Source organism: Candidatus Zixiibacteriota bacterium (genome assembly GCA_036397555.1).
GTDB lineage: Bacteria > Zixibacteria > MSB-5A5 > WJJR01 > WJJR01 > DATKYL01.
On record DASWIS010000008.1, the window covers coordinates 162,286 to 185,773 of the forward strand.

General features: G+C 60.5%; 22 protein-coding genes. 9 read left to right on the top strand and 13 right to left on the bottom strand.

The features are described from left to right. Window positions 1-2: 2 nt before the first annotated feature. Genes VGB22_02185 through VGB22_02195 form a run of 3 tightly spaced genes read left to right on the top strand, consistent with a single transcriptional unit; the run spans window position 3 to window position 3,333 of the window. Window positions 3-959 carry a dihydroorotate dehydrogenase gene (locus VGB22_02185; GenBank protein HEX9750089.1) on the top strand — a complete coding sequence of 319 codons (957 nt, stop codon included), beginning with the start codon at window positions 3-5 and terminating at the stop codon, window positions 957-959. A 2-nt stretch (window positions 960-961) separates the two neighbouring features. Then, entirely contained in the window at window positions 962-1,768 is an 807-nt protein-coding gene (gene pyrF / locus VGB22_02190) for an orotidine-5'-phosphate decarboxylase (protein ID HEX9750090.1), read from the top strand. Next, window positions 1,765-3,333, top strand: coding sequence for an NAD(P)H-hydrate dehydratase (locus VGB22_02195; GenBank protein HEX9750091.1), 1,569 nt, complete (start codon window positions 1,765-1,767; stop codon window positions 3,331-3,333). Before pyrF ends, VGB22_02195 begins: the two co-directional genes overlap by 4 nt. A gap of 104 nt (window positions 3,334-3,437) precedes the next feature. Here the strand turns inward: VGB22_02195 and VGB22_02200 are convergent, their stop codons facing one another. The 7 genes from VGB22_02200 to VGB22_02230 form a co-directional block, all read right to left on the bottom strand. Beyond that, entirely contained in the window at window positions 3,438-4,091 is a 654-nt protein-coding gene (locus VGB22_02200; GenBank protein HEX9750092.1) for a hypothetical protein, read from the bottom strand. A gap of 98 nt (window positions 4,092-4,189) precedes the next feature. Further along, window positions 4,190-5,143, bottom strand: coding sequence for a hypothetical protein (locus VGB22_02205; protein HEX9750093.1), 954 nt, complete (start codon window positions 5,141-5,143; stop codon window positions 4,190-4,192). Beyond that, window positions 5,133-5,801, bottom strand: coding sequence for a hypothetical protein (locus VGB22_02210; protein HEX9750094.1), 669 nt, complete (start codon window positions 5,799-5,801; stop codon window positions 5,133-5,135). Before VGB22_02210 ends, VGB22_02205 begins: the two co-directional genes overlap by 11 nt. A gap of 309 nt (window positions 5,802-6,110) precedes the next feature. Next, window positions 6,111-6,980, bottom strand: coding sequence for a hypothetical protein (locus VGB22_02215; protein ID HEX9750095.1), 870 nt, complete (start codon window positions 6,978-6,980; stop codon window positions 6,111-6,113). A gap of 182 nt (window positions 6,981-7,162) precedes the next feature. Then, complete coding sequence (locus VGB22_02220) at window positions 7,163-8,284, bottom strand: ABC transporter permease (protein ID HEX9750096.1); 1,122 nt, start codon at window positions 8,282-8,284, stop codon at window positions 7,163-7,165. Next, window positions 8,281-9,252 carry an ABC transporter ATP-binding protein gene (locus tag VGB22_02225; protein HEX9750097.1) on the bottom strand — a complete coding sequence of 324 codons (972 nt, stop codon included), beginning with the start codon at window positions 9,250-9,252 and terminating at the stop codon, window positions 8,281-8,283. The genes VGB22_02220 and VGB22_02225 overlap by 4 nt, the downstream gene beginning before the upstream one ends. Continuing rightward, window positions 9,249-10,211, bottom strand: a complete 963-nt coding sequence (locus tag VGB22_02230) for an efflux RND transporter periplasmic adaptor subunit (protein ID HEX9750098.1) — start codon at window positions 10,209-10,211, stop codon at window positions 9,249-9,251. Before VGB22_02230 ends, VGB22_02225 begins: the two co-directional genes overlap by 4 nt. A gap of 97 nt (window positions 10,212-10,308) precedes the next feature. Between VGB22_02230 and moeB the strand changes: the two genes are divergently transcribed. The 3 genes from moeB to VGB22_02245 all read left to right on the top strand — a co-directional run bounded on the left by moeB (window position 10,309) and on the right by VGB22_02245 (window position 12,282). Beyond that, entirely contained in the window at window positions 10,309-11,514 is a 1,206-nt protein-coding gene (moeB, locus tag VGB22_02235) for a molybdopterin-synthase adenylyltransferase MoeB (protein ID HEX9750099.1), read from the top strand. A 5-nt stretch (window positions 11,515-11,519) separates the two neighbouring features. Continuing rightward, window positions 11,520-11,774, top strand: a complete 255-nt coding sequence (gene moaD / locus VGB22_02240) for a molybdopterin converting factor subunit 1 (protein HEX9750100.1) — start codon at window positions 11,520-11,522, stop codon at window positions 11,772-11,774. Window positions 11,775-11,850: 76 nt separating this feature from the next. Then, window positions 11,851-12,282, top strand: coding sequence for a molybdenum cofactor biosynthesis protein MoaE (locus VGB22_02245; GenBank protein ID HEX9750101.1), 432 nt, complete (start codon window positions 11,851-11,853; stop codon window positions 12,280-12,282). Window positions 12,283-12,403: 121 nt separating this feature from the next. On the opposite strand, the gene VGB22_02250 is transcribed toward VGB22_02245, so the two are convergent. The 5 genes from VGB22_02250 to selD all read right to left on the bottom strand — a co-directional run bounded on the left by VGB22_02250 (window position 12,404) and on the right by selD (window position 18,604). Next, on the bottom strand, window positions 12,404-13,192 hold the full coding sequence (locus VGB22_02250; GenBank protein ID HEX9750102.1) for a class I SAM-dependent methyltransferase: 789 nt from the start codon (window positions 13,190-13,192) through the stop codon (window positions 12,404-12,406). 216 nt (window positions 13,193-13,408) lie between these two features. After that, complete coding sequence (locus tag VGB22_02255) at window positions 13,409-14,503, bottom strand: VWA domain-containing protein (GenBank protein ID HEX9750103.1); 1,095 nt, start codon at window positions 14,501-14,503, stop codon at window positions 13,409-13,411. A gap of 7 nt (window positions 14,504-14,510) precedes the next feature. Further along, entirely contained in the window at window positions 14,511-15,986 is a 1,476-nt protein-coding gene (locus VGB22_02260) for a magnesium chelatase (GenBank protein ID HEX9750104.1), read from the bottom strand. Window positions 15,987-16,247: 261 nt separating this feature from the next. Next, a complete protein-coding gene (locus VGB22_02265) occupies window positions 16,248-17,555 on the bottom strand; it encodes a DUF1015 domain-containing protein (protein HEX9750105.1) in 1,308 nt (435 codons plus the stop codon). A gap of 56 nt (window positions 17,556-17,611) precedes the next feature. After that, window positions 17,612-18,604 (bottom strand): selenide, water dikinase SelD, encoded by a 993-nt coding sequence (selD, locus tag VGB22_02270; GenBank protein ID HEX9750106.1) that lies wholly within the window; start codon window positions 18,602-18,604, stop codon window positions 17,612-17,614. 778 nt (window positions 18,605-19,382) lie between these two features. Between selD and pruA the strand changes: the two genes are divergently transcribed. The 3 genes from pruA (at window position 19,383) to VGB22_02285 (ending at window position 22,815) form a co-directional block, all read left to right on the top strand. Continuing rightward, window positions 19,383-21,008, top strand: coding sequence for an L-glutamate gamma-semialdehyde dehydrogenase (gene pruA / locus VGB22_02275; GenBank protein HEX9750107.1), 1,626 nt, complete (start codon window positions 19,383-19,385; stop codon window positions 21,006-21,008). Between the two features lie 91 nt (window positions 21,009-21,099). Next, entirely contained in the window at window positions 21,100-21,840 is a 741-nt protein-coding gene (locus tag VGB22_02280) for a hypothetical protein (protein ID HEX9750108.1), read from the top strand. 180 nt (window positions 21,841-22,020) lie between these two features. Next, on the top strand, window positions 22,021-22,815 hold the full coding sequence (locus VGB22_02285) for a PhzF family phenazine biosynthesis protein (protein HEX9750109.1): 795 nt from the start codon (window positions 22,021-22,023) through the stop codon (window positions 22,813-22,815). 272 nt (window positions 22,816-23,087) lie between these two features. On the opposite strand, the gene VGB22_02290 is transcribed toward VGB22_02285, so the two are convergent. Beyond that, the gene (locus tag VGB22_02290) at window positions 23,088-23,483 is read right to left on the bottom strand and encodes a spore germination protein GerW family protein (GenBank protein ID HEX9750110.1); all 396 of its coding nucleotides are present in this window, start codon (window positions 23,481-23,483) and stop codon (window positions 23,088-23,090) included. Between the last annotated feature and the right edge of the window lie 5 nt (window positions 23,484-23,488).

A 23,488-nucleotide genomic window follows, 5' to 3' on the forward strand; every position in this document is an offset into this window, starting at 1 on the left:
GTATGAAGACAGCCAAACGCAGGCAGCCCGACCTCTCTGTCACGATTGCGGGGATTCAGTTTGCCACGCCGGTCTGGACCGCGTCGGGGACCGCCGGCACCGGCGAGGAAATCAACCAATGGTGCGACGTCCGACATCTCGGGGCGATGGTGACCAAGTCGGTCTCGCTAAGTCCGCGAGCAGGACATCCGTATCCGCGTACCGTCGAGACGGCGAGTGGCCTGCTCAACGCCATTGGTCTGCAGAACAAAGGGATCGAGGCCTTCGTGCGCGAGGAACTGCCGCGTCTGCGCGAGATGCCGACGCGCGTGGTCGTCAATCTGGTCGGCGACACGCAGGAGGAGTACGCCGAACTGGCACGCCGCCTCTCCGCTGAAGACGGAATCGACGCGTACGAACTGAATCTCTCCTGTCCGAACGTCGAGAAGGGAATCGATCAGGGCGCCGATCCGCAGTGGGTCGGATCCTGCACGGCGAAAGTCCGTGCCGCGACCGAACGCCCGATGATCGTCAAGCTGACGCCGAACACGCACGACATCGACGCGCTGGCGCGTGCCGCCGAGGATGCCGGCGCCGACGCGATCTCGGCGATCAATACGCTGGTCGGCATGGCCGTCAATCACCGCACGTTCGGGCCGCGGCTGGCGAATGTCACTGGCGGACTGTCAGGTCCGGCGGTCAAACCCGTGGCGCTGGCGCTGGTCTACAAGATCGCACGCGCGGTGCGCATCCCGGTCATCGGTATCGGCGGCATCGCCGCCGGTACTGACGCCGCCGAATTCCTGATCATCGGCGCAAGCGCCGTGCAAGTCGGCACCGCGACATTCCGCCAACCGGATGCCGCCGTGACGGTCGCAGACGAACTATCCGACTATCTCCAAGAGAAGGGAATGAAGAGCGTCGGCGAGTTGATCGGGCGGTTTGACGCTCCCAAGCCGAAGTTGACAGGAGCCGGATAATCGTGACCTCGTTCCAGGACAAACTCAGCCAACGTGCCCGCGCGACCGGCGGCATCCTCTGCGTCGGCTTGGATCCCGATCCGGAGCAGATGCCGAAATCGATGACGGGCTCTCCCGATTCGCTGTATGGGTTTTGTTCGCCGATCGTGGCGGCAACGAAGCGATATGCTGTTGCCTACAAGCCCAATCTGGCGTTCTTCGAAGCGCATGGCTCGCGCGGCATCGCCCAGCTTGAGCGCCTGCTGGCGGAGATACCCAGCGACATTCCGACCATTCTCGACGGCAAGCGCGGCGACATCGGCAACACCGCGCGCCTGTACGCCCGGTTTCTCTTCGAGCATTTGAATGGCGACGCCGCCACAGTCAGCCCGTATCTGGGACGCGATTCGCTCGACCCGTTTTTCGCCTACGAGGGCCGTATCCCATTCGTGCTGTGCGTGACCTCCAATCTGGGTGCTCAAGATGTCCAATTGGCGCCGAGCGGCGATAGACGAATCTATCATCGGATCATCGATCTGCTCGAACGGATGGGGAAGCCGTATGGTCTGGTGACCGGCGCGACACATGTTGCGTTGCTCGAAGAAATCCGACGTCTCGCGCCGAACGCCCCGCTGCTCATTCCCGGAATCGGCGCTCAAGGGGGCGATCTCTCGGCGACACTCGCCGCGGTCGCCGGTGGCGCGGCGCTGGTCAATGTTTCACGCGATATCCTGTATGCGTCCACCGGCGAGGACTTCGCCGAAGCCGCCGGACGGCGCGCGCAGTGGTATGTTGAACAGATGAAACCGCACTGCCACACGTCGCTATGAACCCCTCCGACTGCCAGCGCATCGTCACCCCGACGCAGATGCAGGCGATCGACCGGCGCGCGATCGAGTCGCTCGGCGTCCCCGGCCTGACATTGATGGAGAATGCTGGACGCGGTATCGCCGAAGGTGTACGCGACCGCATCTTCGACGGCGATGTCTCCGACAAACGCATCGCGATCATCTGCGGCCCCGGCAACAACGGCGGCGATGGATTTGTGGCGGGACGCTATCTGATCGAGATGGGCGCTACTGTCACGGCGTTTCTGACTGAGAAAGCCGCGACTCTCACGGGCGGTGCGAAGACCAATGCCGAGCGCTACCGCGGCATGAATCAGGTGATTATTGAGATTGCAGAGGGGACCGAGTTTCCCGACTTCGGCGACCATGACTGCCTCGTCGACGCCATCTTCGGCACCGGTTTTCATGGCCGAATCGAAGGGACGATCGCGCGTGTCATCGAAGCGATGAACGAGTCGGGATTGCCGATAGTCGCCATCGATACGCCGTCCGGGCTCGACAATGCGGCCGGCGCATTGGGGGTGCCGAGCGTTTATGCCACGCACACGATGGCCTTGGCGTGCAGCAAACGCGGCCAATGGTTCTGGCCCGGGCGCATGGCCGTTGGGGAACTGACGACCATTGACATCGGGATTCCGCGCGAAGCGGTCGATGCTGAGAATGTGAAGCTCTCGTTGATTACCGAAGAATATGTAGCGGGTGCGCTGCCGCAACGCCCCCCGGACGTCCACAAGGGCCATTTCGGCAAGGCGCTCATCGTCGGCGGGTCGGTGGGGATGAGCGGCGCCGTTGTCTTGGCCGTGCGCGCTGCGATGCGCAGCGGGTTGGGATTGTCGTATGCCGCGGTGCCTGCTTCGCTGGCCAATCTGGTCGATGCCGGGTCCATCGAAACAGTTGTGCGTCCGTTGCCCGAAGTGCGGCAACGTCGCTGCCTCGCCACACGCTCACTCGGCGAGATTCTCAAGCTGTGTGAATCTGTCGAGGCTGTGGCCATCGGTCCCGGTCTCGGGACGCATCACGAGACACAGGAATTGGTCCGGCGCCTGATCGCCCGCCGCACCAAGCCGACTGTGCTGGATGCCGATGGGCTGAATGCCTGCGCCGCCGCCACGTCAGTGTTTCAATCGGCAACCGATGCCCCTCTCATTCTGACGCCGCATGTCGGTGAGATGGCGCGCCTGCTCGGCATGGATCCGTCGGAGGTTGCCGCCGACCGCGAAGCAATCGCGCGTCGGGCTGCGGCACAATTCGCATGCATTGTCGTGATGAAAGGCGCGCCGACTTTTGTCGCCGAGCCATCGGGGCATGTGTGGCTCAATCCCACCGGGAATTCCGGCATGGCGACCGGCGGCTCGGGCGATGTCCTCACCGGGCTGATCGTCTCATTCCTTGCGCAGGGATGCGATGCGCTCACTGCTTCTTTGCTCGGAGTCTTCATTCACGGCGCTGCCGGCGATTTGGCCGCCGCCGAACTGGGCGAGCGCTCACTGATCGCAACCGACTTGATCGACGCGCTGCCGGAGGTGCTGGGGCATTTGGAGGCGTAGGAATGTGTTCCCGCTGAAGAGACCTTGCCACAGCGGAGCCGTGGGGCAAATGGCGTCAGGCCTTGGCGCTTATGGGAGTGTTGTAAAACCCATCGGAACCCACATTATCGAGTTTCATGGAAATAATCATTCGGGTCATTCCGAGCGAAGCGAGGAATCTCCAACGCGTTGTCGGCGGCCACGCGCGCATCGAGACCGCTCGCTCCGCTCGGAGTGACATCAAATTGGGCTTTTTCAACACGCCCGCTTATATACAGGAGTACGCCGTCCTTCAAAGGCTCCAGCACGGTATCAATGGACGTATCAAAGCCAGTCACTCTCGATGCGATTCTCGGAAAGAGTTTCTCGAAAAGTGCACGCGTGGTGCGGTGCTTTGGATTATTGTCGTCGTATTCCCACTCCCCATGGGCAAAGCGGTGACGCAGGAGCTTTACGAGATGCGTATATTCCCCTCCGGCAAGTGACGTATCTGGATTTGTACCATAGGGAATCACGTCGCGTTCCTCGAGTATTGCCGCCAGCTGAATTATAAAGCTCCGATTGATTGAGTCTGCAATTTCCCGCAATTCAAGAATGTCGCCTCGTGTAAGCGGTTTTGCGAGGTCAACGAAATAGACTGCGCCCCGAGCTCGATACCAACCTGCCGACTGGTAGCCCATCCGTCCTACTGCATTGTCTCCAATGTAAGGACACAATGCACGCGCCTTAACGAAGGTCTTCCATGCCGCCTCAATTGCATCGATCGCTACTCGATCCATTTAGTTTTCCCTGTATTGATGAGATTAGACTTGTGCCTTGTGCCCAGCAGCTCTGATACAGGAATGTTCGAGACCCGAGCCGCAGCAGATAAGTCCGCTCACTCCTCCGGGTCCGCGTACACCCCCACTTCCACCGTGTCGGCGCCGATGAAGTTGATGTTGCCCTGCGACGTGCGCGGATAGAAAAAGGCGAAGACGTTGGAGTGTTCTTCGGTGATGTTGTGTCCGCCGAAGGGGATTGCCACATCGGTCGGGTTGTCGTAGGTGCAGGTGTAGATGATCCCTTCCCCCTCCGAGATGGTGACCGGGGGATCGAGCGCCACGAAGGGGGGCTCATCCCAAGTGGTGCTCTCGAAGATCAACTCGCCCTTTTCCTGCTGGGCATTGCAGGTCCAGACACGGAACTCCTTGCCCCGGCTGTGAAAGTGGCCGGTGAGCGCCATCAGGTGAATCGTCTGGGGCATAATGCAGGTTTTGGTAAACGAGGCCTCCGAATGAGGCGGGATCAGGACATTCGGGTTCCACGCGAAGAACGCCGCCGCCTCCTGCTCGATCTCTTCCTGCTCGACCGTGTACCAGCGGACCGTGCCCTGGGCGTTGGCCGGCGTCGGCTGGGTTTGGGTGTTCGTGTAGTGCAACTGCAGGTTCAGCTTCTCGTGCGCTTCGATCCGGAAGGCGACGCCCGCCGGCAGCGACCAGTCGATGTCGCCGGATTGATTGTCGATGATAAGCTGCCAGGGCGGATTGAAGAACCGGGTGTCGAAACTCGATTCAAAACCGCCGTCGGCATATGTCGGGTCCTCGCCCAGCAGTCGGTAAACGTTGAAATGATGGCTCCCCTCGTTCATGAAGAGATGTATGCGGTTGATGTAGACCGGCTCTTCCGATGGGAAGTCCATGAAGTAGTTGTGCTGGAGTTCTTCGCCCTGGGGGACATTGAACTCCGGCGTAAACATCTCGATGTAGTCTGCCGTTTCCGGTTTGGTGGCGTTGTTGCAGCTGACGGCAATCTGTAGCACGAGCCACGCGGCGACGATCGGTCTAATAGTCATTGGGCAGCGCTCCCTGATCGATCCAGTTCCCGATCCACGTCTTGTGGATGGCCGTCAATGCCGGTCCGGTGGGCGGCATCCGGCTCCCGTATTCCGAAGACGGTCCGTTGATCTTCATCCACAGGAAACTGGCCTCGGAGTCGCCGGGAACGACGCGTTTCATCCCGTTGTCCCGGGCGGCGGCGTTTTCGGGCTCGACCATCACCAACTGCGCGTAGGCCTCCCCATCGTCCAGGTGCAGGTTTGCGATCCGGGCGTTGCCATGGCATGAGGTGATGGCGCACGATGTCGCAAAGGTGTTCTGTTCGATGTGGGCCAGCAGGTTCGACGACCGAAATGTCACGCTCTTGCGGATTGCCGGCTCAAGCGGCAAACCCTCCACATCGACCAGTTCAATCGTTAATTGGTGATCCCCCTGATGGACGCCCGTGATGACAAAGCTCTCCATGGTCGCGATCCGCGCTCCGGCAGAGTCATCGTCGAGCCAGGACTTGGCGTATCCGGCGACAACCTCCTCCTGCGCCACACCGGAGTAACCCAGCGAGTGCGAGGGTCCCAGTGCCCCCGCGATGCCCGCGGTCTGATTAATGCGTGAGAGTCCGCCACGACTGACAATGGCCGGATCGGCGAACTCAAAGCCGCTGGTCTTGATTTCCACCTCGATCCAACTGCCGAGAACAATTTGCCCCGTGCCGGGCGCAACGATCGACAGGGAGGGTCCGGAGGACCTCGGTGTCGGATCATCGCCTCCGCAGCTGCAGAATACTGCGGCCATAGCGATGGCCCCGGCAATTCGGCCGGTCGACTGCCCCTGTTTCCTGCCTTTACGAATCAGGAGATCCGGCATCCGGTTGCAACCTCGGCTCAGACGCGCAACAGCCGCATGACTCCGACAATATCATTTATCGGACGAAAACCGTGGAGTTCAATGAGTATGGCCTCCCTCGGCGGTTCGGAGTGGCCGCACTCACCCGCACGGATCGCAGAAGACTGCGCCCGGATCCCCGCTGCGAAACGCCACATCGACCAATGCCACGACATCGAACACATCGGTTTCATCGGAGCAATTGACATCGGTGCGCTCGTACGGGCAGAGCGGATCGGTCACCGCGGCGCCGTTGCGGAAGGCGACATCGACCGCCAAAACGACATCGAAGACATTGACCAGCCCATCGCAGGCGGGGTCGGCATGGCAAGTGCATTCGCACATGACCGTGACGATGCCGGATGTGAATTCGGGTACGATGAGATCGGTCCCGGGATCGAGCCCCGTAACATAGAGAAGATGGTTGTCGGGCGCGGCGCAGGTGGTGTCGATCTCGAAGGTGCCCGACGCCGAAGCGACATCGAACGAAAGCGCCAGCGACGGCGTTCCGGCGCCGGGGAGTCCGTCATCGCCGGGAGAAATATCGGTGGCGACCCCATATCCCCAGTACAGAGCGGCATCGGGGCTGACAAAATCGGCCGCCGTGTCCAATGGCGAGCTCCCCCACACCAGCCCGATCGAGTCAGGGGCGCAGCTTGTGATGCCGGGTGCGCCTTTCTGACCCATCCGACGATAGAGATTGGTTCCCTGCCCGGCCGTGTCCCAGACCAGGAATCGTCCACCTGCCGAGATCGTGAGCGAATTCTCGATGAACGCGCCGCCCGATGTCGAACGCAACTCCAACGGCACGGCCAGGCCGCGCAGGGAGTCGTCATTGGCGAAGTACACCCCGAGTGTGACACTGTCGCTTCCGGGGATGACCGATTTGGATTCGACAATCACCGTGTTGGCCGCATGCGCGGCCGACGCCATCAACAAGAGTATGGCGGCACAAAATTCCATGCGTCTCATGGGAACGACCTCCGCGATTGTATTGCGTTACGAATGGCGCGAGTACCGAGGAACCGACCAAGGCCTAATATAATACCCGTTGCGGGCGGCGCAGATGTAAAATGAGCCGGGCAGCCCCTGCCTTTGCCCCAGCCACGGCGCGGCGCGAGGGATCACCAACCGAATCGTACTCAGCCGGATTATCACGACAGTTTCTTGGAGAACTTCAGCACGCCCAGAGTCACGGTCAGCGGCGCGAAGATGAGCAACGGCCAAATGTGCGGCCACAGGTCGACAGGGCCGGTTCCCTTCAGGACAATTCCACGCAACACGACAAGGAAGTAGGTCAACGGCAGAAGGTTCGACAGTTTCTGAACGATCCATGGCATCGAGGCGATCGGAAACATGAATCCCGACAGCAGAATGTTCGGCAGGAAGAAGAAGAACGCCATCTGCATCGTCTGCAACTGCGTCCTGCCCAGCGTGGAGAGAAACATCCCCACCCCCAGACTGGCGACGATGAAGAGGAATCCGACCCCGTACAGCAGCCACAAACTGCCGTGAATCTGCACCCCGAACAAAAAGCGGCCGATCAGCAGCACGAAGGTCATCTGCACATACCCGACCACGATGTAGGGGATGATCTTGCCGATCATCAATTCGAGCTTGGAGACGGGCGTCGTGATCAGACTCTCAAACGTGCCGCGTTCGCGTTCACGCACGATTGCCCCCGCGGTGATCAGCACCATGGTCATTGTCAAGATCACCCCGATCAGTCCCGGCACGATGTAGGTCGGCGAATCAAGACTCGGATTGTATAGCGCCCGGGCACGGACCTCGATCGGGAACCGGGCGGCGCCCGCACCGAACAGTTCTCCGCGCAGGATTTCGATGTTCATCAACTGACCGAGCTGTGCCGCCGTCGACATTGCCGACTGCGCCAGGAGCGGATCGGCCGCATCAACCAACAATCCGACCTCGGCATCGCCGCGCTTGAGCCGTCGCGGATAGTCGGCCGGGATCAACAGCGCCGCTTTGGCATCCTCGCTGTCCATCGTCTCCTTGGCCTCGCGATAAGTCGGCACCTGCGCGACCAAATCGAAAAACGTCGTGTTGATGAGACGGTCGGTCAGTTCGCGTCCGTGCGACGACTGCGACAAGTCGCAGACCACCAGCGGGATATGATCGACCTGCGTGTTGATCGCGTATCCGAAGAGAATTAGCTGCAGGACCGGAATGCCGAGCATGATCGCGAAGGTGACACGGTCGCGCCGCATCTGAATAAACTCTTTGTTGGCCACCGCGCCGAAACGGGTCCAATTCATGCGCCGCCTCCTGCGACCCGGTCGCGGCGCTCCAATGTCTCCGACAGGTGCACGAAGACATCTTCCAATGACGGCTCCGACTCATTCACGGCGCGCACCGTTACACCTCGGTCGGTCAGCATCCGTTCAATCAGCGACGCATCGGTGAAATTGCGCTGCGTCGTGATGCGCAATACGTTGCCCGGAATCGAGACATCCTGCACGAATGGTGCATTGCGCAACGAGTCGGCGGCCCGGGCCAGCGGCGTACAGTCGACCGACCACTGACGCGCGTCGAAGTGCCGGGCCTTGAGATCATCGGGCGTGCCGGTCGCAATCAGTCTGCCCCGATGAATGAACACCATACGATCGAATTGCTCAGCTTCGTCCATGTAGTGGGTCGTGACCAGCACCGTGGTCCCCTCATCGGCAATATGGTAGATCATGTCCCAGAATCGCCGCCGCGAGACCGGATCGACGCCCGAGGTCGGCTCGTCCAGAAACACCATCGCCGGTTCGTGCACCAACGCGCAGGCCAGCGCCAGACGTTGCTTCCAGCCTCCGGAGAGATGCCCTGCAAGCTGATGTGGCCGCTCCGAGAGCCCGCTGAGTGAGAGCATGGCAGCCATGCGATCGCGGATGCGATGGCGCGGCACACATTGAACTCCGGCGTAAAAGCGCAGGTTTTCGGTCACTGTCAGATCGTCATACAGCGAAAAGCGCTGCGACATGTAACCGATGCGGGATTTTATCGCTTCGCCCTGTGTGGCGACGTCCAGCCCGAGCACCGTTCCCTCGCCGCCGGTCGGCGGCAGAATGCCGCAGAGCATGCGGATGGTCGTGGTCTTGCCGGAGCCGTTGGGCCCCAAAAAACCGAAGACTTCACCCCGCCGAATGTCGAACTCGATGCCGTCGACCGCGATGAGATTGTCGAAACGTCGGCTCAAGCCGCGCACCGAGACGGCGACTTCTGAAGGGTCATTGTTCACGGCTGGTCGGAATCGAAGACAAAGTCGGCGGGCATCCCGGCGCGCAGTTCCTCTTGTCCGGGGTCGACTGTCAGTTTGATCGCGTAGACGAGATTGAGACGCTCATCGGGGGTCTGCACATCGCGGGGCGTGAATTCGGCAGTGGCTGCGACATGCACCACGGTCGCCCCAAACGATGTCCCGGGGTGCGCGTCGACCCGGAAGGAAACTGTCATCCCCGGCGAGACACGATTGAGGTATTCTTCCGGCAGGTACACCCGTGCCCAGAGTTTGTCGGCATCGTGAATCGTGACGACTGCTCGTCCTGCCCGAACGTACTCGCCGACCTGATACGGGAGCCACTGTATAACGCCATCGTGCTGCGCGATCAGGATCAATTGGTCATGTGACCGACGCGCGGCATCCAACTGAGAGACAGCCCGATCTCGCGCCGCTTCGGCGGCCTCCAGCTCGTGCACGCGCGCACCCCGGCGCAGATCGGCCAACCGTTCTTCGGCGACCGTCACCGCCGCGCGGGCGTTGTCGCGGGATAGGCGTGCCTGCTCCAGCGAGCGGGAGTCGATCAACTTGGCGGCAAAAAGTGAATCGGAACGGACCAGGTCCCGCTCGGCCTGGTCACGGTTGTACTGCGCGATCTCGACCTCGGCACGCGCCGCGCGTATTTTCTCCACATCGGAACCGGCTTCCAGATCCTTGACGCGCGCCTGTGCCTCGTTCGCCGTGGCCCGCGCGGCGCGATACGCCGCCGCGGCGGCAATCGTATCCAGAACCGCCACCGTGTCCCCCACTGCAACGGCATCGCCCTCACGGACGCGAATGGCGAACAATTGCGCCGTGGCCGGGGCAATCAGGTCATGGTCGTCGGTCTCCAGTGTTCCGGAGAGGACAATTTGTCCATCGCGGCCCGAACACGCCCCGACAACCGCCAAAAGTAAGCCGGTGACCGCAAATCGGGTCATCGGACGTGTCCATTGGATTGTCATACTCAAACGCCAGGAGTGGTTGTGCATGACCGGCATAATATCTTTCCTTTGAGGCGGCGGCAATGACAAGACGGTGCGTAGAAGAATCGCAGGTTTCCAGGCCGTAACCGACACGATGATACTCGATCCCGGACAACTCCGCCGCTGGTCGCGCCAGGTCCGCCTGCCGCAGCTCGGCCCCGAAGGGCAGGAAAAGCTCGCCGCGGCCACAGTGGCGATCGTCGGGGTCGGAGGACTGGGGTGTCCGGCCGCGCTCTACTTGGCGGCGGCGGGTGTCGGAACGCTTGGCTTGATCGACGATGATGCAGTCGATGCGACCAATCTGCAACGGCAGGTGCTCTTCACCGAGCGCGATATCGGCAGGGGCAAGGTGGAAGTCGCCGCGCAGCGTTTGGCGGCGATGCACGAGCGACTGACCATCAATCAGCATGCGACCCGTCTGACCGCAGCCAACGCGCGTGAATTGCTCGCGCAATACGAGATCGTTGTCGACGGCAACGATAACTTTCCGACACGATACGCGGTCAACGACGCCTGTGTCCTGTCGGGCAAACCGAACGTATACGGGAGTGTCCTGCAGTTCGAAGGTCGGGCGTCGCTGTTTGTGCCGGGCCACGGCCCGTGCTACCGGTGTCTCTACGCCGAGCCTCCTCCTCCCGGACTGGTGCCCAATTGCGCCGACGCGGGCGTGCTCGGAGTGCTGCCGGGTGTCATCGGCTCGATCCAGGCCGCCGAGGCGATCAAATGGATCTGCGGGATCGGTGAAACATTGGTTGGACGTCTGCTGGTCATTGATATGCTGGCGATGAGCTTCGATGAGTTCGAAGTCGCGCGCAACCCGCAATGCGCGCTGTGCGGAGACACGCCGACAATCACCGAGCCGGTTGCGTACACCGAGTTTTGCGATACTTCGGCGAATGCGGGCGAGTATCCCGATGATGACTACGATCGGGACGATCGCATCACGCCGCGCGTCGCCAAGCGGCGTATCGATGCCGGTGATCCGATTGTTCTGTTGGATGTGCGTGAGCCGATTGAATTGCAGATGGCGGCCGTGCAACCGTCGCAATGGCTGCCATTGGGCGAATTCGAACAGCGCTGGCAACGGGAAATCTTGCCGCATCGCCACGACGAAGTCATCGTGCTCTGCCATCACGGGGTCCGGTCGCGCATGGTGGTCGATTTCCTCCGCGAACAGGGATTCGCCCGCGCCAAGAATCTCGACGGCGGAATCGATCGCTGGTCCACCGACGCCGACCGTTCGATCCCACGGTACTGACCGACATGACAGAGACGATCACTGTCACAGTAAAGCTGTTCGCTGCCTACCGCGACATGTTGGGACGCAAAGAGCAGTCGGTGACCATCAACCCCGGCGAGACAGTGGCGTCGTTGTATGATCGGCTGATCGCGGAGCGCGCCTCCGAGGCACTCCGGCGTGCCACGCTGTTTGCCGTGAATGAATCGTACGTCCCACGTGATATGGTGCTCAAAGACGGCGACCGTGTCGCGTTCATTCCGCCGGTGTCGGGAGGTTGATGGGCGCGAGGAACTCGGTCTGGTCCGGGTGCCACGGGCGTTCGGGCCCGAGCGTCAGCGATCCCGAAGGCGAACCATGAAAGCAGCTCCGCACATCGCAATTACCGATCAACCGTTCACCGTCTCCGAAACCGAATCGCTGGTCGCCGATCCGGCCAATGGCGCGGTCTGCTCATTCTCCGGACTGGTGCGCGACAACTCGCATGGCAAGACTGTCACCATGCTTGAGTATGACGCCTATGTCCCGATGGCCGAAAAACTGATGCGCATGATCGCCGAGGAAATCGACCGCGAATTTCCGGTCAACCGGCTGGCAATGGTGCACCGCATCGGACGGATGCAGGTGGGCGAATTGGTCGTGGTCGTCTCCGCCGGCGCAGCGCACCGCGATGCGGCCTTTGGCGCGGCGCGAGCCGGGATCGACCGTTTGAAGAAGACCGTCCCGATCTGGAAGAAAGAATACTTCGAGGATGGCTCGCAATGGGTGGGCGAGACACCGGAGGGGTAAATTGGTTTCCCACCAGCTTGATTCGGTGCAGTGTAGGGTGGGCCCAGCCCTCCGACGTGTCTTCCGCTGCCCAATAATGGTGGGCTGAGCCCACCATACGGACCAAGGACGGCTTGAACAATCAGCTCTGCTTGCGGGCCAATACGAGCGTGTTTTCGGCGGAGTGCGAAACCGAGTCGCTACCGTTGGTCAAACCGGCCAGGGTCTGTTCAAATGCGGCGAAGGCCCGCTCGAACTCTTCGGGGGGATACAAGGCAAAGGTGGAGTAGTGATGATGGCGGGCGCGTTCCTTGAGGATGTCGGTCGGCTCACTGCGACGGAATGAAAACTCCTGCACGCTATCGAGCTTCAAAGCTGCGACCGGACGAATCGCGCCTTCCAATTGCTTGCGCGTGTAAAGGCGCCGTTCGTACTCGTTGAATCCGGGAAAGTGTTGCCCCCAAATGGTTCGCGCATTCTGCTCCGGTGTGCGCGTGTAGATCGCCAGCACTCCACCCGGGCTCAGGACGCGGGCGGCTTCACGAACGAACGGTTCCAGATCGAAATGGTGAACGGCATTGAAGGTGACGACAGCATCGAGAGAATTGTCGGCCATCGGGAGGTTGTCGGCGCTGGTCTGCACGAATTCGACGTGCTTGCCGATCATCGTTTGACGGAGCGTCTGACGGCACTGCATGAGCATCTCCTCGGAGGCGTCGCAGCAGAACATGCGCGCGTTGCCGTTGAGATGATCTAAAATCAGCGCCGAATAGCGCCCGGTGCCGCAGCCGACATCAGCCAGTTCGATGTGATCGCGCTGGGGAAACCGTGAGGCGATTGTTTCAACGATCTCAGGGTCGGTATTGCGCAGCCGCGTGTAGACCGGGGCGACCCGTGAAAAATGCGTCTTGGCTCCGCGCCCGATGGTCATAAGACCCTCTCTTCGAACTGTGCCCCCTAAACCTAATGCCGGTAAGACCCGCAGATTCAGTGCCAATATACGACTTCCTGCGGTTCTACGCCATAAGCTGCTGAGCCGCTTGGCGGTCAATATCTTATTGAAGACCAAACGCCGACCGCGGTCGTCACCTGGGCCGCCCGATGGTACCCGACCCTCGTCAGTGTGCAATGCGCCGCACACTCGCACTCAGCGGATGCGTCGACGGCGGTGCGAGATGAAATCCCAAAAGATGAAGCCGCCGAGGCGATCCGGCGGCGTGAAGTAGGCCCGTCCCTGATTCAACTCCGTGAGCTTGCGGACGAATTGCTGCAAGTATGGATCGGCTGTCACCATAAACGTGGTAATCGTGATCCTCTTCTTGCGGCAAATGACTGCTTCTTCAAGCGTGCGATTGACAATCATCGGGTCCAAGCCGACGGGATTCTTGTAGAGCATCCCGTTGCTGCGCCGGATCACCGAGGGTTTGCCGTCAGTGATCATGAAGATCTGTTTGTTGTGGTGTTTGCGGTGCAGGAGAATCTGACGCGCCCGCCGCAGCCCCGCCTGCGTGTTGGTGTGGTACGGTCCGACGCCCGCGTAGGGGAGTTCGGCCACGTCGATCTCCTCCGCATCGTCGCCGAATAGCACGACATTGAGCGCATCTTTGGGATAACGCGTCATGATCATCTCGGCGAATGCCATCGCCACCTGCTTGGCCGGCGTGATGCGGTCTTCACCGTAGAGGATCATCGAATGCGAAACATCCAACAGCAGGACGGTTGCGCAGGACACGGTCGCTTCGGTTTGCCGTACCGACAAATCGGGCTCAGTGAGCGAGAAGTCGCCCAGCCCGCTGCGACGCATCGCATTCGTAAAGGACTGGTTGAAATCGATGTCGGCGGCGCTGTCGCCGAACGAAAATGGGCGTCGTTCGGGCAACGGTTCCGGCGATGTTCCGCCCTCTCGCGGGATCGAATGATTGCCGCGCGCATCGGGCTTCAGCGACGAGAACACGCGGTCTAATGAATCCTGCCGAATCTGTTTTTCGCCCTTGGGCGTCAGGACACGGCGCTGGCCATCCTGTCGGATGATGCGGTCGTCGCGCAGACGCTTCTCGAAGTCGTCCAAATCGACGTTGTTGGGGAGAATGCCGCGTTCTTTCAGATAGCGCATCCAGCGCAGCGCTTCATCGACATCACCGTCTGTCTGCAGGAGCAGGTGGTTGAACAGACGCATCAGGTCGCGGTTCGCCAACACGCGACGGACCGCATCTTCGTCCCATTCGGAATAACGGAACTTCACGGCTGCCTCAATCGTCGGGCTGTACGTTGTGCAACATCGTGGCCAGCATGTCGGTGTAGCGATAGATCGAATCGACCGCGGTTTTGGCGATCAGGTTTTGCTGATGCAGGCCCTCGAGAATGAACTCCATTCCCAGAGCGGTCTCATGCCGATCCGTCGTCTTGAGGAATTGCTGCGCCACGGTCTTGAGCGTCGGCACCGCCGCGAGCGAGTGCTCGTATCCATCAAACGGCATTTCATCGGAGAGTTCGACCATCTCATCACCCGAGAAGTACGAGATGATCTTGCCGAACACGGCATCGGCTTTCGCCGGCAGGCCATTGTCCTTTTCGACCGAGGGAAACCGGGATGCGAATGCTGTCTCGACCGCGCGACCGATGACATTGACCGCGATCATGCGCGGACCTTCGCGTTCGCCCTCATAGACAAGTTCCAGCTTTCCCGACACGGCGGGAATCGCCGCGTGCAGATCGGCCATGCGCGGGTACGGTGTCTTGTCGGCGTTGCGAATCGAGCGCCGCTCGATGTTGGAGATCACATTCTCCAGCGCGGCGATCGGCAGGCGCGCCGATACGCCGGAGGACTGATCCACATACTCCGAATCGCGGGCGGCGAAGGCGATCGACTCGACAATCTCGCGATAGAATCCCGGAATCCCCAGCGTGATCCCGCGCTCGATCCAGGCCTCCTGATCGGTGATCCGGCAGGAATCGGCCAGCGAGGTCGGATAATGTGTTGCGATCTGCGAATCGATGCGGTCTTTCAACGGCGTAATGATGTTGCCGCGGTTGGTGTAATCCTCCGGATTGGCAGTGAAGACCAGCACCATATCCAGTTCGATTCGCACCGGGTAGCCGCGAATCTGCAGGTCGCACTCCTCCAGGATGTTCAGCAGACCGACCTGGATACGTGGCTGCAGATCGGGCAGCTCGTTGATCGCGAATATGCCGCGATTGGTGCGCGGGATGATGCCGTAGTGAATGGTCTCCTCATCAGAGAAGTCGCGTTGTTCGCGCGCCGCTTTGATCGGGTCCAGATCGCCGATCAGATCGGCAATGGTGACATCGGGTGTGGCCAGCTTCTCTTGATAACGCTTGTCTCTTGAAATCCACTCAATCGGTGTGCCGTCACCGCTTTCGGCGATCACACGCCGCGAATAGGCGCACATCGGTCGTAAGGGGTGGCAGTTCAGCGGCGACCCGGCGATCACCGGCGTTTCATCATCCAGAAAGCCCGTCAGCGCCCGCACCAGACGGGTTTTGGCCTGGCCGCGCAGTCCCAGCAGAATGAAATTGTGTCGCGATAGAATCGCGTTTTCCAGCGCCGGAATGACCGATTTGTCATAGCCGACGATCCCCGGAAACAATGTCTCGCCCGCGCGGATCTTGGCGATCAGATTGCGCCGCATCTCGTCTTTGACCGACTCATAGGCCCGATCGCTGCGTTTGAACTGCCCCAATGTCATCGGGCGCTTTTCACTCATCGATGCTGATCCTTTCCCTGGGAATTTGACTCGGCGTGAATGTCGTAAACACCTCCTGTTACGGCCGGGTGCTGAAATACGGCTTGAATTGCCATTCTGAACCCCGCCGCTCGCCGGCGGACTGAAGAATCTGTCTTATTCTCACAGGTGAAGAAAGCCAATGCTTTGCTTCCCTCGGCTTCGCTCGGGACAAGTCGCTCAGCACGGCAGTAGTCGTCTTCCGGCGCGGGTCGGATTTTGTCAGCAATCGGCAGATCAATCTCAGTCACCCGCCGTCGTCCCAATTCGGTGAACCGTCAGGCCGGTCAGGAGTTTCGGGAAAAAGAATGTCGACTTTTGCGGCATGTTTTCACGCAGCCGCGCCATCTCGAAGATGGCATCCAGCGGCGTCGGCGAAAGGACGAAACCGAGCTGGTTGTGGCCGGACCGGACCGATTCGACGACCGCGCTGGCGTCTTTCAAGAACTCGACTCGCTCTCCGGCCTCGATCAAATGTTCTTCGAATTGGAGGACTCCGCGCAATACTCCGGTCTCGAAGATTGCGGTCGGCAACGTGCGGCCGGTCGTGGATGTTTCCTTCGGCCAGCGCCAGTTCGCGGTGTCCGCCGGGGTTTCCAGCAGGATGATTGCGCTATCGTCGCGGACGACCATGGCGATCGCGCCGCGGCCCGACTTGCCGCGCTCACGGACCAGCCCCTGCATCTGTGCGGCGATCCCCCCCGCATCGCGTTCGACTATCGGGTACCGGCGCACGTCGAAGTGACCGCTGAATCGCTCCAGCAACGGGTCCCGCCGCGACGCTTCGGACAGATGCACGGCACGGTGAATCGGCATCACGGTCATGCCCGGCGCTTCGGCATTGAAGAACGCCATCATCGTGAATGCCCAACGTTCGTCCCTGGCCTGCTGCCAGGTGTCGAACGCTGCGGCGGTGCGATGATGCCCGTCGGCAATTACACAGTCGAATGCCGACATGGTTTTGATAATCCCGTCGATCCGTTTCGGGTCGGAACATCCGTAGAGACGGTGCAACGATCCGTCGGGCTGTTCGGCGATCAGCAGCGGCGCGGTCGCCTCACAGTCTCGCAGAAAACGGTCAATGCCCTGCGAGGGGTCCGAGTAGACCATGAACACCAACCCGAAGTCGGCTGCGGTTGCACGGCGCAGGCGCGCGCGATCATCGCGGATGTGGCGGTGTGTTTCTTCGTGCGGACGGATCGCCGTGTCGCGCAAATCGCCCAGTGCGATAAACCCGTGCCGAGTCAGGCGCTCTCCCGCCACCGAATACGCCTGCGAATACGGGTACACGCCCGGTGCGGCATCACACGTGAGCGCCCGTTGTGCGACCCATGTCTCCAGAATCCTTCTGGCCTCTTCATAACGCGCGCCGGTCTCGTCCGGGGAGATCTTCGGCGCTTTGACGATTCGGGCGATGTTGTACGGGCTCTGGGCTTCGAGCCGGGCCACCGTCCCCGACGTGAATTGATCGTACGGCGGACTTAAACACATTGACGGGTCGCCGACGACCTTGGAATTAAAACGCCAGGCGGCGAAGGGCTGAATGCGAATGGGGACAACTCCTGACTGTCACCGGCCCGATGACCGGCGCGTAGGGTAATAGTAACCTACAAAACGATCTCCAAGTGAGGTTCATCTGTAGCAAAGACCTCTCCGCAGATCGCGGCATCCTCGATTCCCATATCGATCAGGCGGTTCAGGAGCAATTGTGCCTGCCGCTCATCGATTGTAATCAGCAAACCACCGGAGGTTTGGGGATCGAACAGAATGCTTCGCTGAATCGGATCGAGCGACTCGGTAATTCTGATCTTCCCATCCAACGCTTGCGCATTCGACGCGGTGACCCCGGTTGAGGCGCCTGCGGCGATGAGTTGCTCCGAGATCGTCCAGCGGGGAATATCCGCAAATCGGAAGCGAACGCCGACACTCGATGCCTGGGCCACCTCAAATGAATGTCCCGCCAACCCGAACCCGGTGATGTCGGTGACTCCGTGTGTACCGTCGAATCCCAGCATCGCCTCACAGGCGCTCTTGTTCAATTCCGCCATCTTTTTCAGAACTGGGTGTGCGACGGCCCAATCGATCTGCTCCGCCCGCAGGCCGTTGACGATGACGCCGGTTCCGATCCGCTTGGTGAGGATGACCACGTCACCCGGTTTGGCGCCGGCGTTTGTCTTCAAATCGGCATCCCGCACGATGCCCGTCACCGACAAGCCATACTTCAGTTCATTGTCTTTGACTGTGTGGCCGCCGATCAGGACCGCTCCGGCAAGGGTCGTCACTTCCAATCCGCCGCGCATGATCTCGGTGAGCAACTCGCCGGCGATGCCGCGCGTCGGAAAACAACAAAGATTGAGAACCGCCTTGGGAGTGCCTCCCATGGCGTACACGTCGGAGAGCGAGTTGGCCGCGGCGATCTGGCCGTACAAGAATGGATCGTCGCACGGCGGCGTGATAAAATCCGCCGTCAACACCAGCGACAGATCAGGGCCGATGCGATACACGCCCGCGTCGTCGGATGTCCCCAATCCGACGATTACCTCGGGCGGCGATGGGACGTCCAACTCGTCTACGATGCGATGCAGGTCCACCGGACCGATTTTACCGGCTCAACCACCGGAGCGGGCAAACTGTGTAAGCTGTCCCGGCGTCGATATGCGGCATTCCGACACTGTCACTCACCTCCTCTCCGTCTCGCGGCCGGCGCCATGGATCGACGTCGACCGGTTTTGCAAGATACGCGATCAAGTCGGTCCGAATGAGCCCCAAGTCAGGGGTCTTTTGTCTCACGCATAAGATAACGTCCCGCGCCCTGACCGGGCGCGGGACGCCACGCTGTAGGTTTCTGCCTGTTGATGATGCTCTTGTCGGACTTCCGGCACCTCCTGACCGGTGTCGATGGCGGCCACCGGTCGCTGCCGCCTTGATTTTTGTGCGGGACTTGCACGCGCCCACATGCCGTGATTCGCATGCGCACCGCACAGTTTCTATGGGAGATGATTCTGGAGAACGCAGGCCGACGTCCGGGCGCGGTCAATGTCCCGGCACTATGGTCAGGCCCGCCCGGTACAGATACACTTGTTACGGGAACCGAAGCCGACCAGTGAGATGTCGGCGATGAGGATGTGGTATGCGATCCGCTTCATTCGATCACAACTTTCAACTCTGTAAAGTATACGCAATTGGTCCGATCTTTGGGGGATGAATCTTTGACGCCGCGATGCCCCCTTTGCCACAGCGCGCTCGTCGCAACAGGAAGGGCGGGGGTCCCCCGCCGAGCCGGAAGAGAAGCTTGGGCGGATTGGCACCGCCGTCCCGGATTTGGTATCATCCCGGCGCAGGGAAGGCAAAGCGAACGCCTGAACGCAGGAGCAACGAATGAATAATGCCATCGTCAATGTCCCGACACCCCGCAACGAGCCGGTCAAGTCATACGTACCCGGCAGTCCGGAACGCAAAGAGCTGCAGGAGGAAATCCGAAATCAGCGCCGGGAGCGGATCGAAATCCCGCTGATCATCGGCGGCGAGGAGGTCCGTACCGGCGACTTGGCCGACTGCCTCATGCCGCACGAGCACAGTCATCTCCTTGCACATTTCCACAAGGCGTCACGAGCGCATGTGAAGCTGGCCATCGAGGCGGCCAGGGCGGCGCAGCCCGCGTGGGCGGCGCTGGATTGGGAACATCGTCTCGCGATCTTCCTGAAAGCGGCCGATTTGTTGTCCGGGACGTATCGGTCCATCATCAACGGCGCCACCATGAACGGCCAGAGCAAGAATGTCATGCAGGCCGAGTTGGACGCCGCCTGCGAGTTGATTGACTTCTGGAGGTTCAACTGCTCCTATGCCCGCCAGATTTACGCCCAGCAGCCCGAATCCTCAACGGGGATATGGAATTACATGGAATACCGGCCATTGGAGGGGTTCGTGTTCGCGGTGACGCCCTTCAACTTCACCGCCATCGGCGGCAACCTGCCAACCGCCCCGGCGATGCTGGGCAATGTGACGTTGTGGAAGCCCGCCTCCAGCGCCGTTTATGCGGCGTGGTTTGTCATGCAGGTGCTGATTGATGCCGGGCTGCCGCCGGGGGTGATCAACTTCATCCCCGGTTCCGGGGCCGAAGTCGGCGATCCGGCGCTCGATTCCCCGGACCTGGCGGGGGTCCATTTTACCGGTTCGACCGCGACCTTTCAGGGGATGTGGCGCCGCATTGGGCAGAACATTGCCAATTACAAGTCGTACCCACGCATTGTCGGCGAGACCGGCGGCAAGGATTTTGTCTTCGCGCATCCGTCGGCCGATGTCGAGGCGCTGAATACCGCACTCTTGCGTGGCGCATTCGAGTATCAGGGGCAAAAGTGCTCGGCCGCGTCACGGGCCTTCATTCCCGAGTCGATTTGGCCGAAGCTCCGGGACCGCCTGCTCGATGAGGTCACGCAGATGAAGATGGGCGACCCCTTGGAATTCGACAACTTCATCAACGCTGTCATCGACCGCAACGCCTTCAAGTCCATCAAGTCCTATATCGACTTTGCGCAGTCGTCGTCCGACGCCATGGTCCTCTGCGGCGGACGCTGCGACGACAAGAAGGGATACTTCATCGAGCCGACCGTGGTGCAGACCACCGATCCGAAGTTCAAGCTGCTCTGCGAGGAAATTTTCGGTCCGGTCCTCACGGTCCTTGTCTATCCCGACAATAAGCTCGATGAAGCGCTGACCATGTGCGACACCGGCTCGCCCTATGGGCTGACCGGCGCGGTTTTCGCGCAGGACCGTTATGTCATCGCGCGGATCGCACGGCGTCTGGTCAACACGGCGGGGAACTTCTACATCAACGATAAACCGACCGGCGCGGTGGTCGGCCAGCAGCCCTTCGGCGGCAGCCGCGCCTCCGGCACCAATGACAAGGCGGGCAGCTTGCTCAACATGATCCGCTGGGTCACCCCGCGCGTGATCAAAGAGAACTTCGTCCCGCCCAAGGACTGGCGGTATCCGTTTTTGGGGTAGGAGTTGTCCGTAGGCAGAGGAATCTGGTGTGGATTCAAACCCAGACAGATTGAAATCTGAGCTTCATTGGCTCGTTTTGATTGGGGAGTCGATGGAACTTGATCTCATGCTTCGCCGCCGAGCTGAGTCCGGCGCACCGGTTCTTGATAAGGAACCCCAGCGCGCGGCGGAGAAGTTTAAGCCGTCCTTTGAAAGAGATTACCAAAAGTGGTATACGCAAGCGGACGCTGTAATCCGCCTGATTCTGCCGAGCAGGCTGCCCGAATTCGAACTACTTTACAGGAGCGAAGGAAAGCGTAAGGCGATTGACGCCCAGAACTACTCTATCCAAGATTGGCTCTTGGGACTTCGAGTGACGCACGGGTACCCCGCTACGGAGTCGTTTGACCATCTTGGTTGCGCCGCCTCACGACTCTCATTGCAGCGGAAGATCTTAGAATCCGCTCGCGCCAAATTCGATGGCAGCCTGCTCGATATACGCCACATCGTTCAAGCCGATCTCTTCGACTCTGAACTGGACGCGGCTAGAGAGTTGCTAAAGCACGGATTCCTTCGGCCGGCAGGAGTCGTTGCTGGGGTTGTCCTCGAACGCCACCTCAGTCACGTGTGTTTGAGCCACGACGTGAGGAGCAGGAAGCAGAATCCTACACTCAGCGACTTCAATGATCTTCTGAAAAATAAAAGCGTCATTGACATTATTCTCTGGCGCAAGGTGCAGCATTTGGGCGATCTCCGTAATCTCTGCGCTCACGACAAGGAGCGTGACCCAACTAAGGAAGAAGTCCTTGAGTTGATTGATGGGGCAGGGAAGATTACAAAGACACTCGTGTGACACTGGATTGCGACAGGGCGGCCCGTCCCTCAATCAGGGTTTCACGTTTCGGAAGCGTGATGGGCACGATACGTCGCCTGTCCCGAATGCAGTGAGGGGTGCCCCTACAACGACACGACGATTCGCTTACGGAGGGCGCGGGGACCGCGCCCCTACAGTCTGAAACGGAGTAGCGGCGCAATGCCTCTCACCATCCACCAAGTCGACGCATTCACCGACACGCTGTTTGCGGGAAATCCGGCGGCCGTGTGCATTCTGCCGGCGGTGGGCGACGAGACGTGGATGCAGCATGTCGCGCGGGAGATGAACCTCTCCGAGACGGCCTTCCTCGTCAAAACCGACGACGGATACGATTTGCGCTGGTTTACCCCCGTGCACGAGGTCGACTTGTGCGGGCATGCAACACTGGCGAGTGCGCACATTCTCTACGAAACAGGAGTACTCGCGCGGTCCGCTGAAGCGCGATTCCACACCAAGAGTGGACGGCTCACCGCGCGCCGTGATGGCGACTGGATCGTGATGGATTTCCCCGCGACGCCGGTCAAGCCCACCGATCAACTGGACGCGCTCAACCAGGGGCTGGGCGTGACTCCGAAGTTCACCGGCCGAAGCAAGTTCGACTATCTGTTGGAGCTGGATTCGGAACGGACAGTTCGACGGTTGCAGCCGGACATGTCGAAGCTCGGAGAGATCGTGACCCGTGGGATCATCGTGACCGCCAATTCGGATTCACGAGACTACGATTTTGTCTCGCGGTTCTTTGCGCCGCGGTCGGGCATCGACGAAGACCCGGTCACCGGCTCGTCACACTGCGCGCTCGGCCCATTCTGGAACGGCAAACTCGGCAAGGACCACTTGATCGCAAAACAAGTCTCCGCCCGCACCGGAATTGTCCGGGTCACGATCAAAGGCGAACGTGTCCTCCTCGGCGGCCAGGCGGTTACCGTGATGCGGGGGGAGATGCTCTCTGTATAGCTCGACAAATCAGAGTCTCTCATGTCTGGAATCGGCTCGATAAACGAAGGGACTCTGTGATGCATCGAGTTCCCTCCCCGCGTCGATCCGCCGGTGACGGATCGACTCGCCCCTCCTGCCAGGCGGGGATATCGGCTCCCTCTCCCATCGGGAGAGGGTTGGGGTGAGGGACAAACAATCGTCACACGTGATGGGTCATGCAGCGACTCGCCTCGAAAACCGTGCGGGACTCAGAGTAACCGGCTTGAAGACACGACTGCGGAGTCGAGAATTCACGACTTCGTGGTACTGTCTTTGGGCGATTCCCCGCCGTCCTTCTTCGCCGTCCACTTCTTGATCAGTTCGACCACCTCCGGCGCAGCATCGAGGAGCGCGTCGAAGGAGCCCTTCTTCTTCGCGGGTAGGACGGAGACTTTGTCGGGTTCCAACACTAAGAAGACTGCCGGCTCGACCATCGCGCCGCCGCCGCCACCACCGCCGAATCCGGTGGCTTTGTCGGTCTGGCTGCCTTCGCCGCCGCCGACACCGAAGCCGACCGTGATGCGCGTGATGGGGATGACCGTCCGCCCGCCGACACTGACCGGCTGGCCGACCACGGTCTCCGACCGCGCAATCGTGCGCAGTTCACCGACAATACCCTGTAACAGTTCCGTAATGTTGTTCGCCATCGTTC

Bases quoted from the DNA above. Each gene is read 5' to 3' on its own strand.
- VGB22_02230 (HEX9750098.1), bottom strand. From the start codon at position 10,211: ATGACCCGATTTGCGGTCACCGGCTTACTTTTGGCGGTTGTCGGGGCG.
- VGB22_02285 (HEX9750109.1), top strand. From the start codon at position 22,021: ATGCCTCTCACCATCCACCAAGTCGACGCATTCACCGACACGCTGTTT.
- VGB22_02280 (HEX9750108.1), top strand. From the start codon at position 21,100: ATGGAACTTGATCTCATGCTTCGCCGCCGAGCTGAGTCCGGCGCACCG.
- VGB22_02215 (HEX9750095.1), bottom strand. From the start codon at position 6,980: ATGAGACGCATGGAATTTTGTGCCGCCATACTCTTGTTGATGGCGTCG.
- VGB22_02200 (HEX9750092.1), bottom strand. From the start codon at position 4,091: ATGGATCGAGTAGCGATCGATGCAATTGAGGCGGCATGGAAGACCTTC.
- VGB22_02185 (HEX9750089.1), top strand. From the start codon at position 3: ATGAAGACAGCCAAACGCAGGCAGCCCGACCTCTCTGTCACGATTGCG.
- VGB22_02220 (HEX9750096.1), bottom strand. From the start codon at position 8,284: ATGAATTGGACCCGTTTCGGCGCGGTGGCCAACAAAGAGTTTATTCAG.
- VGB22_02260 (HEX9750104.1), bottom strand. From the start codon at position 15,986: ATGAGTGAAAAGCGCCCGATGACATTGGGGCAGTTCAAACGCAGCGAT.
- VGB22_02205 (HEX9750093.1), bottom strand. From the start codon at position 5,143: ATGACTATTAGACCGATCGTCGCCGCGTGGCTCGTGCTACAGATTGCC.
- VGB22_02250 (HEX9750102.1), bottom strand. From the start codon at position 13,192: ATGACCATCGGGCGCGGAGCCAAGACGCATTTTTCACGGGTCGCCCCG.
- pruA (HEX9750107.1), top strand. From the start codon at position 19,383: ATGAATAATGCCATCGTCAATGTCCCGACACCCCGCAACGAGCCGGTC.
- VGB22_02195 (HEX9750091.1), top strand. From the start codon at position 1,765: ATGAACCCCTCCGACTGCCAGCGCATCGTCACCCCGACGCAGATGCAG.
- VGB22_02290 (HEX9750110.1), bottom strand. From the start codon at position 23,483: ATGGCGAACAACATTACGGAACTGTTACAGGGTATTGTCGGTGAACTG.
- VGB22_02245 (HEX9750101.1), top strand. From the start codon at position 11,851: ATGAAAGCAGCTCCGCACATCGCAATTACCGATCAACCGTTCACCGTC.
- moaD (HEX9750100.1), top strand. From the start codon at position 11,520: ATGACAGAGACGATCACTGTCACAGTAAAGCTGTTCGCTGCCTACCGC.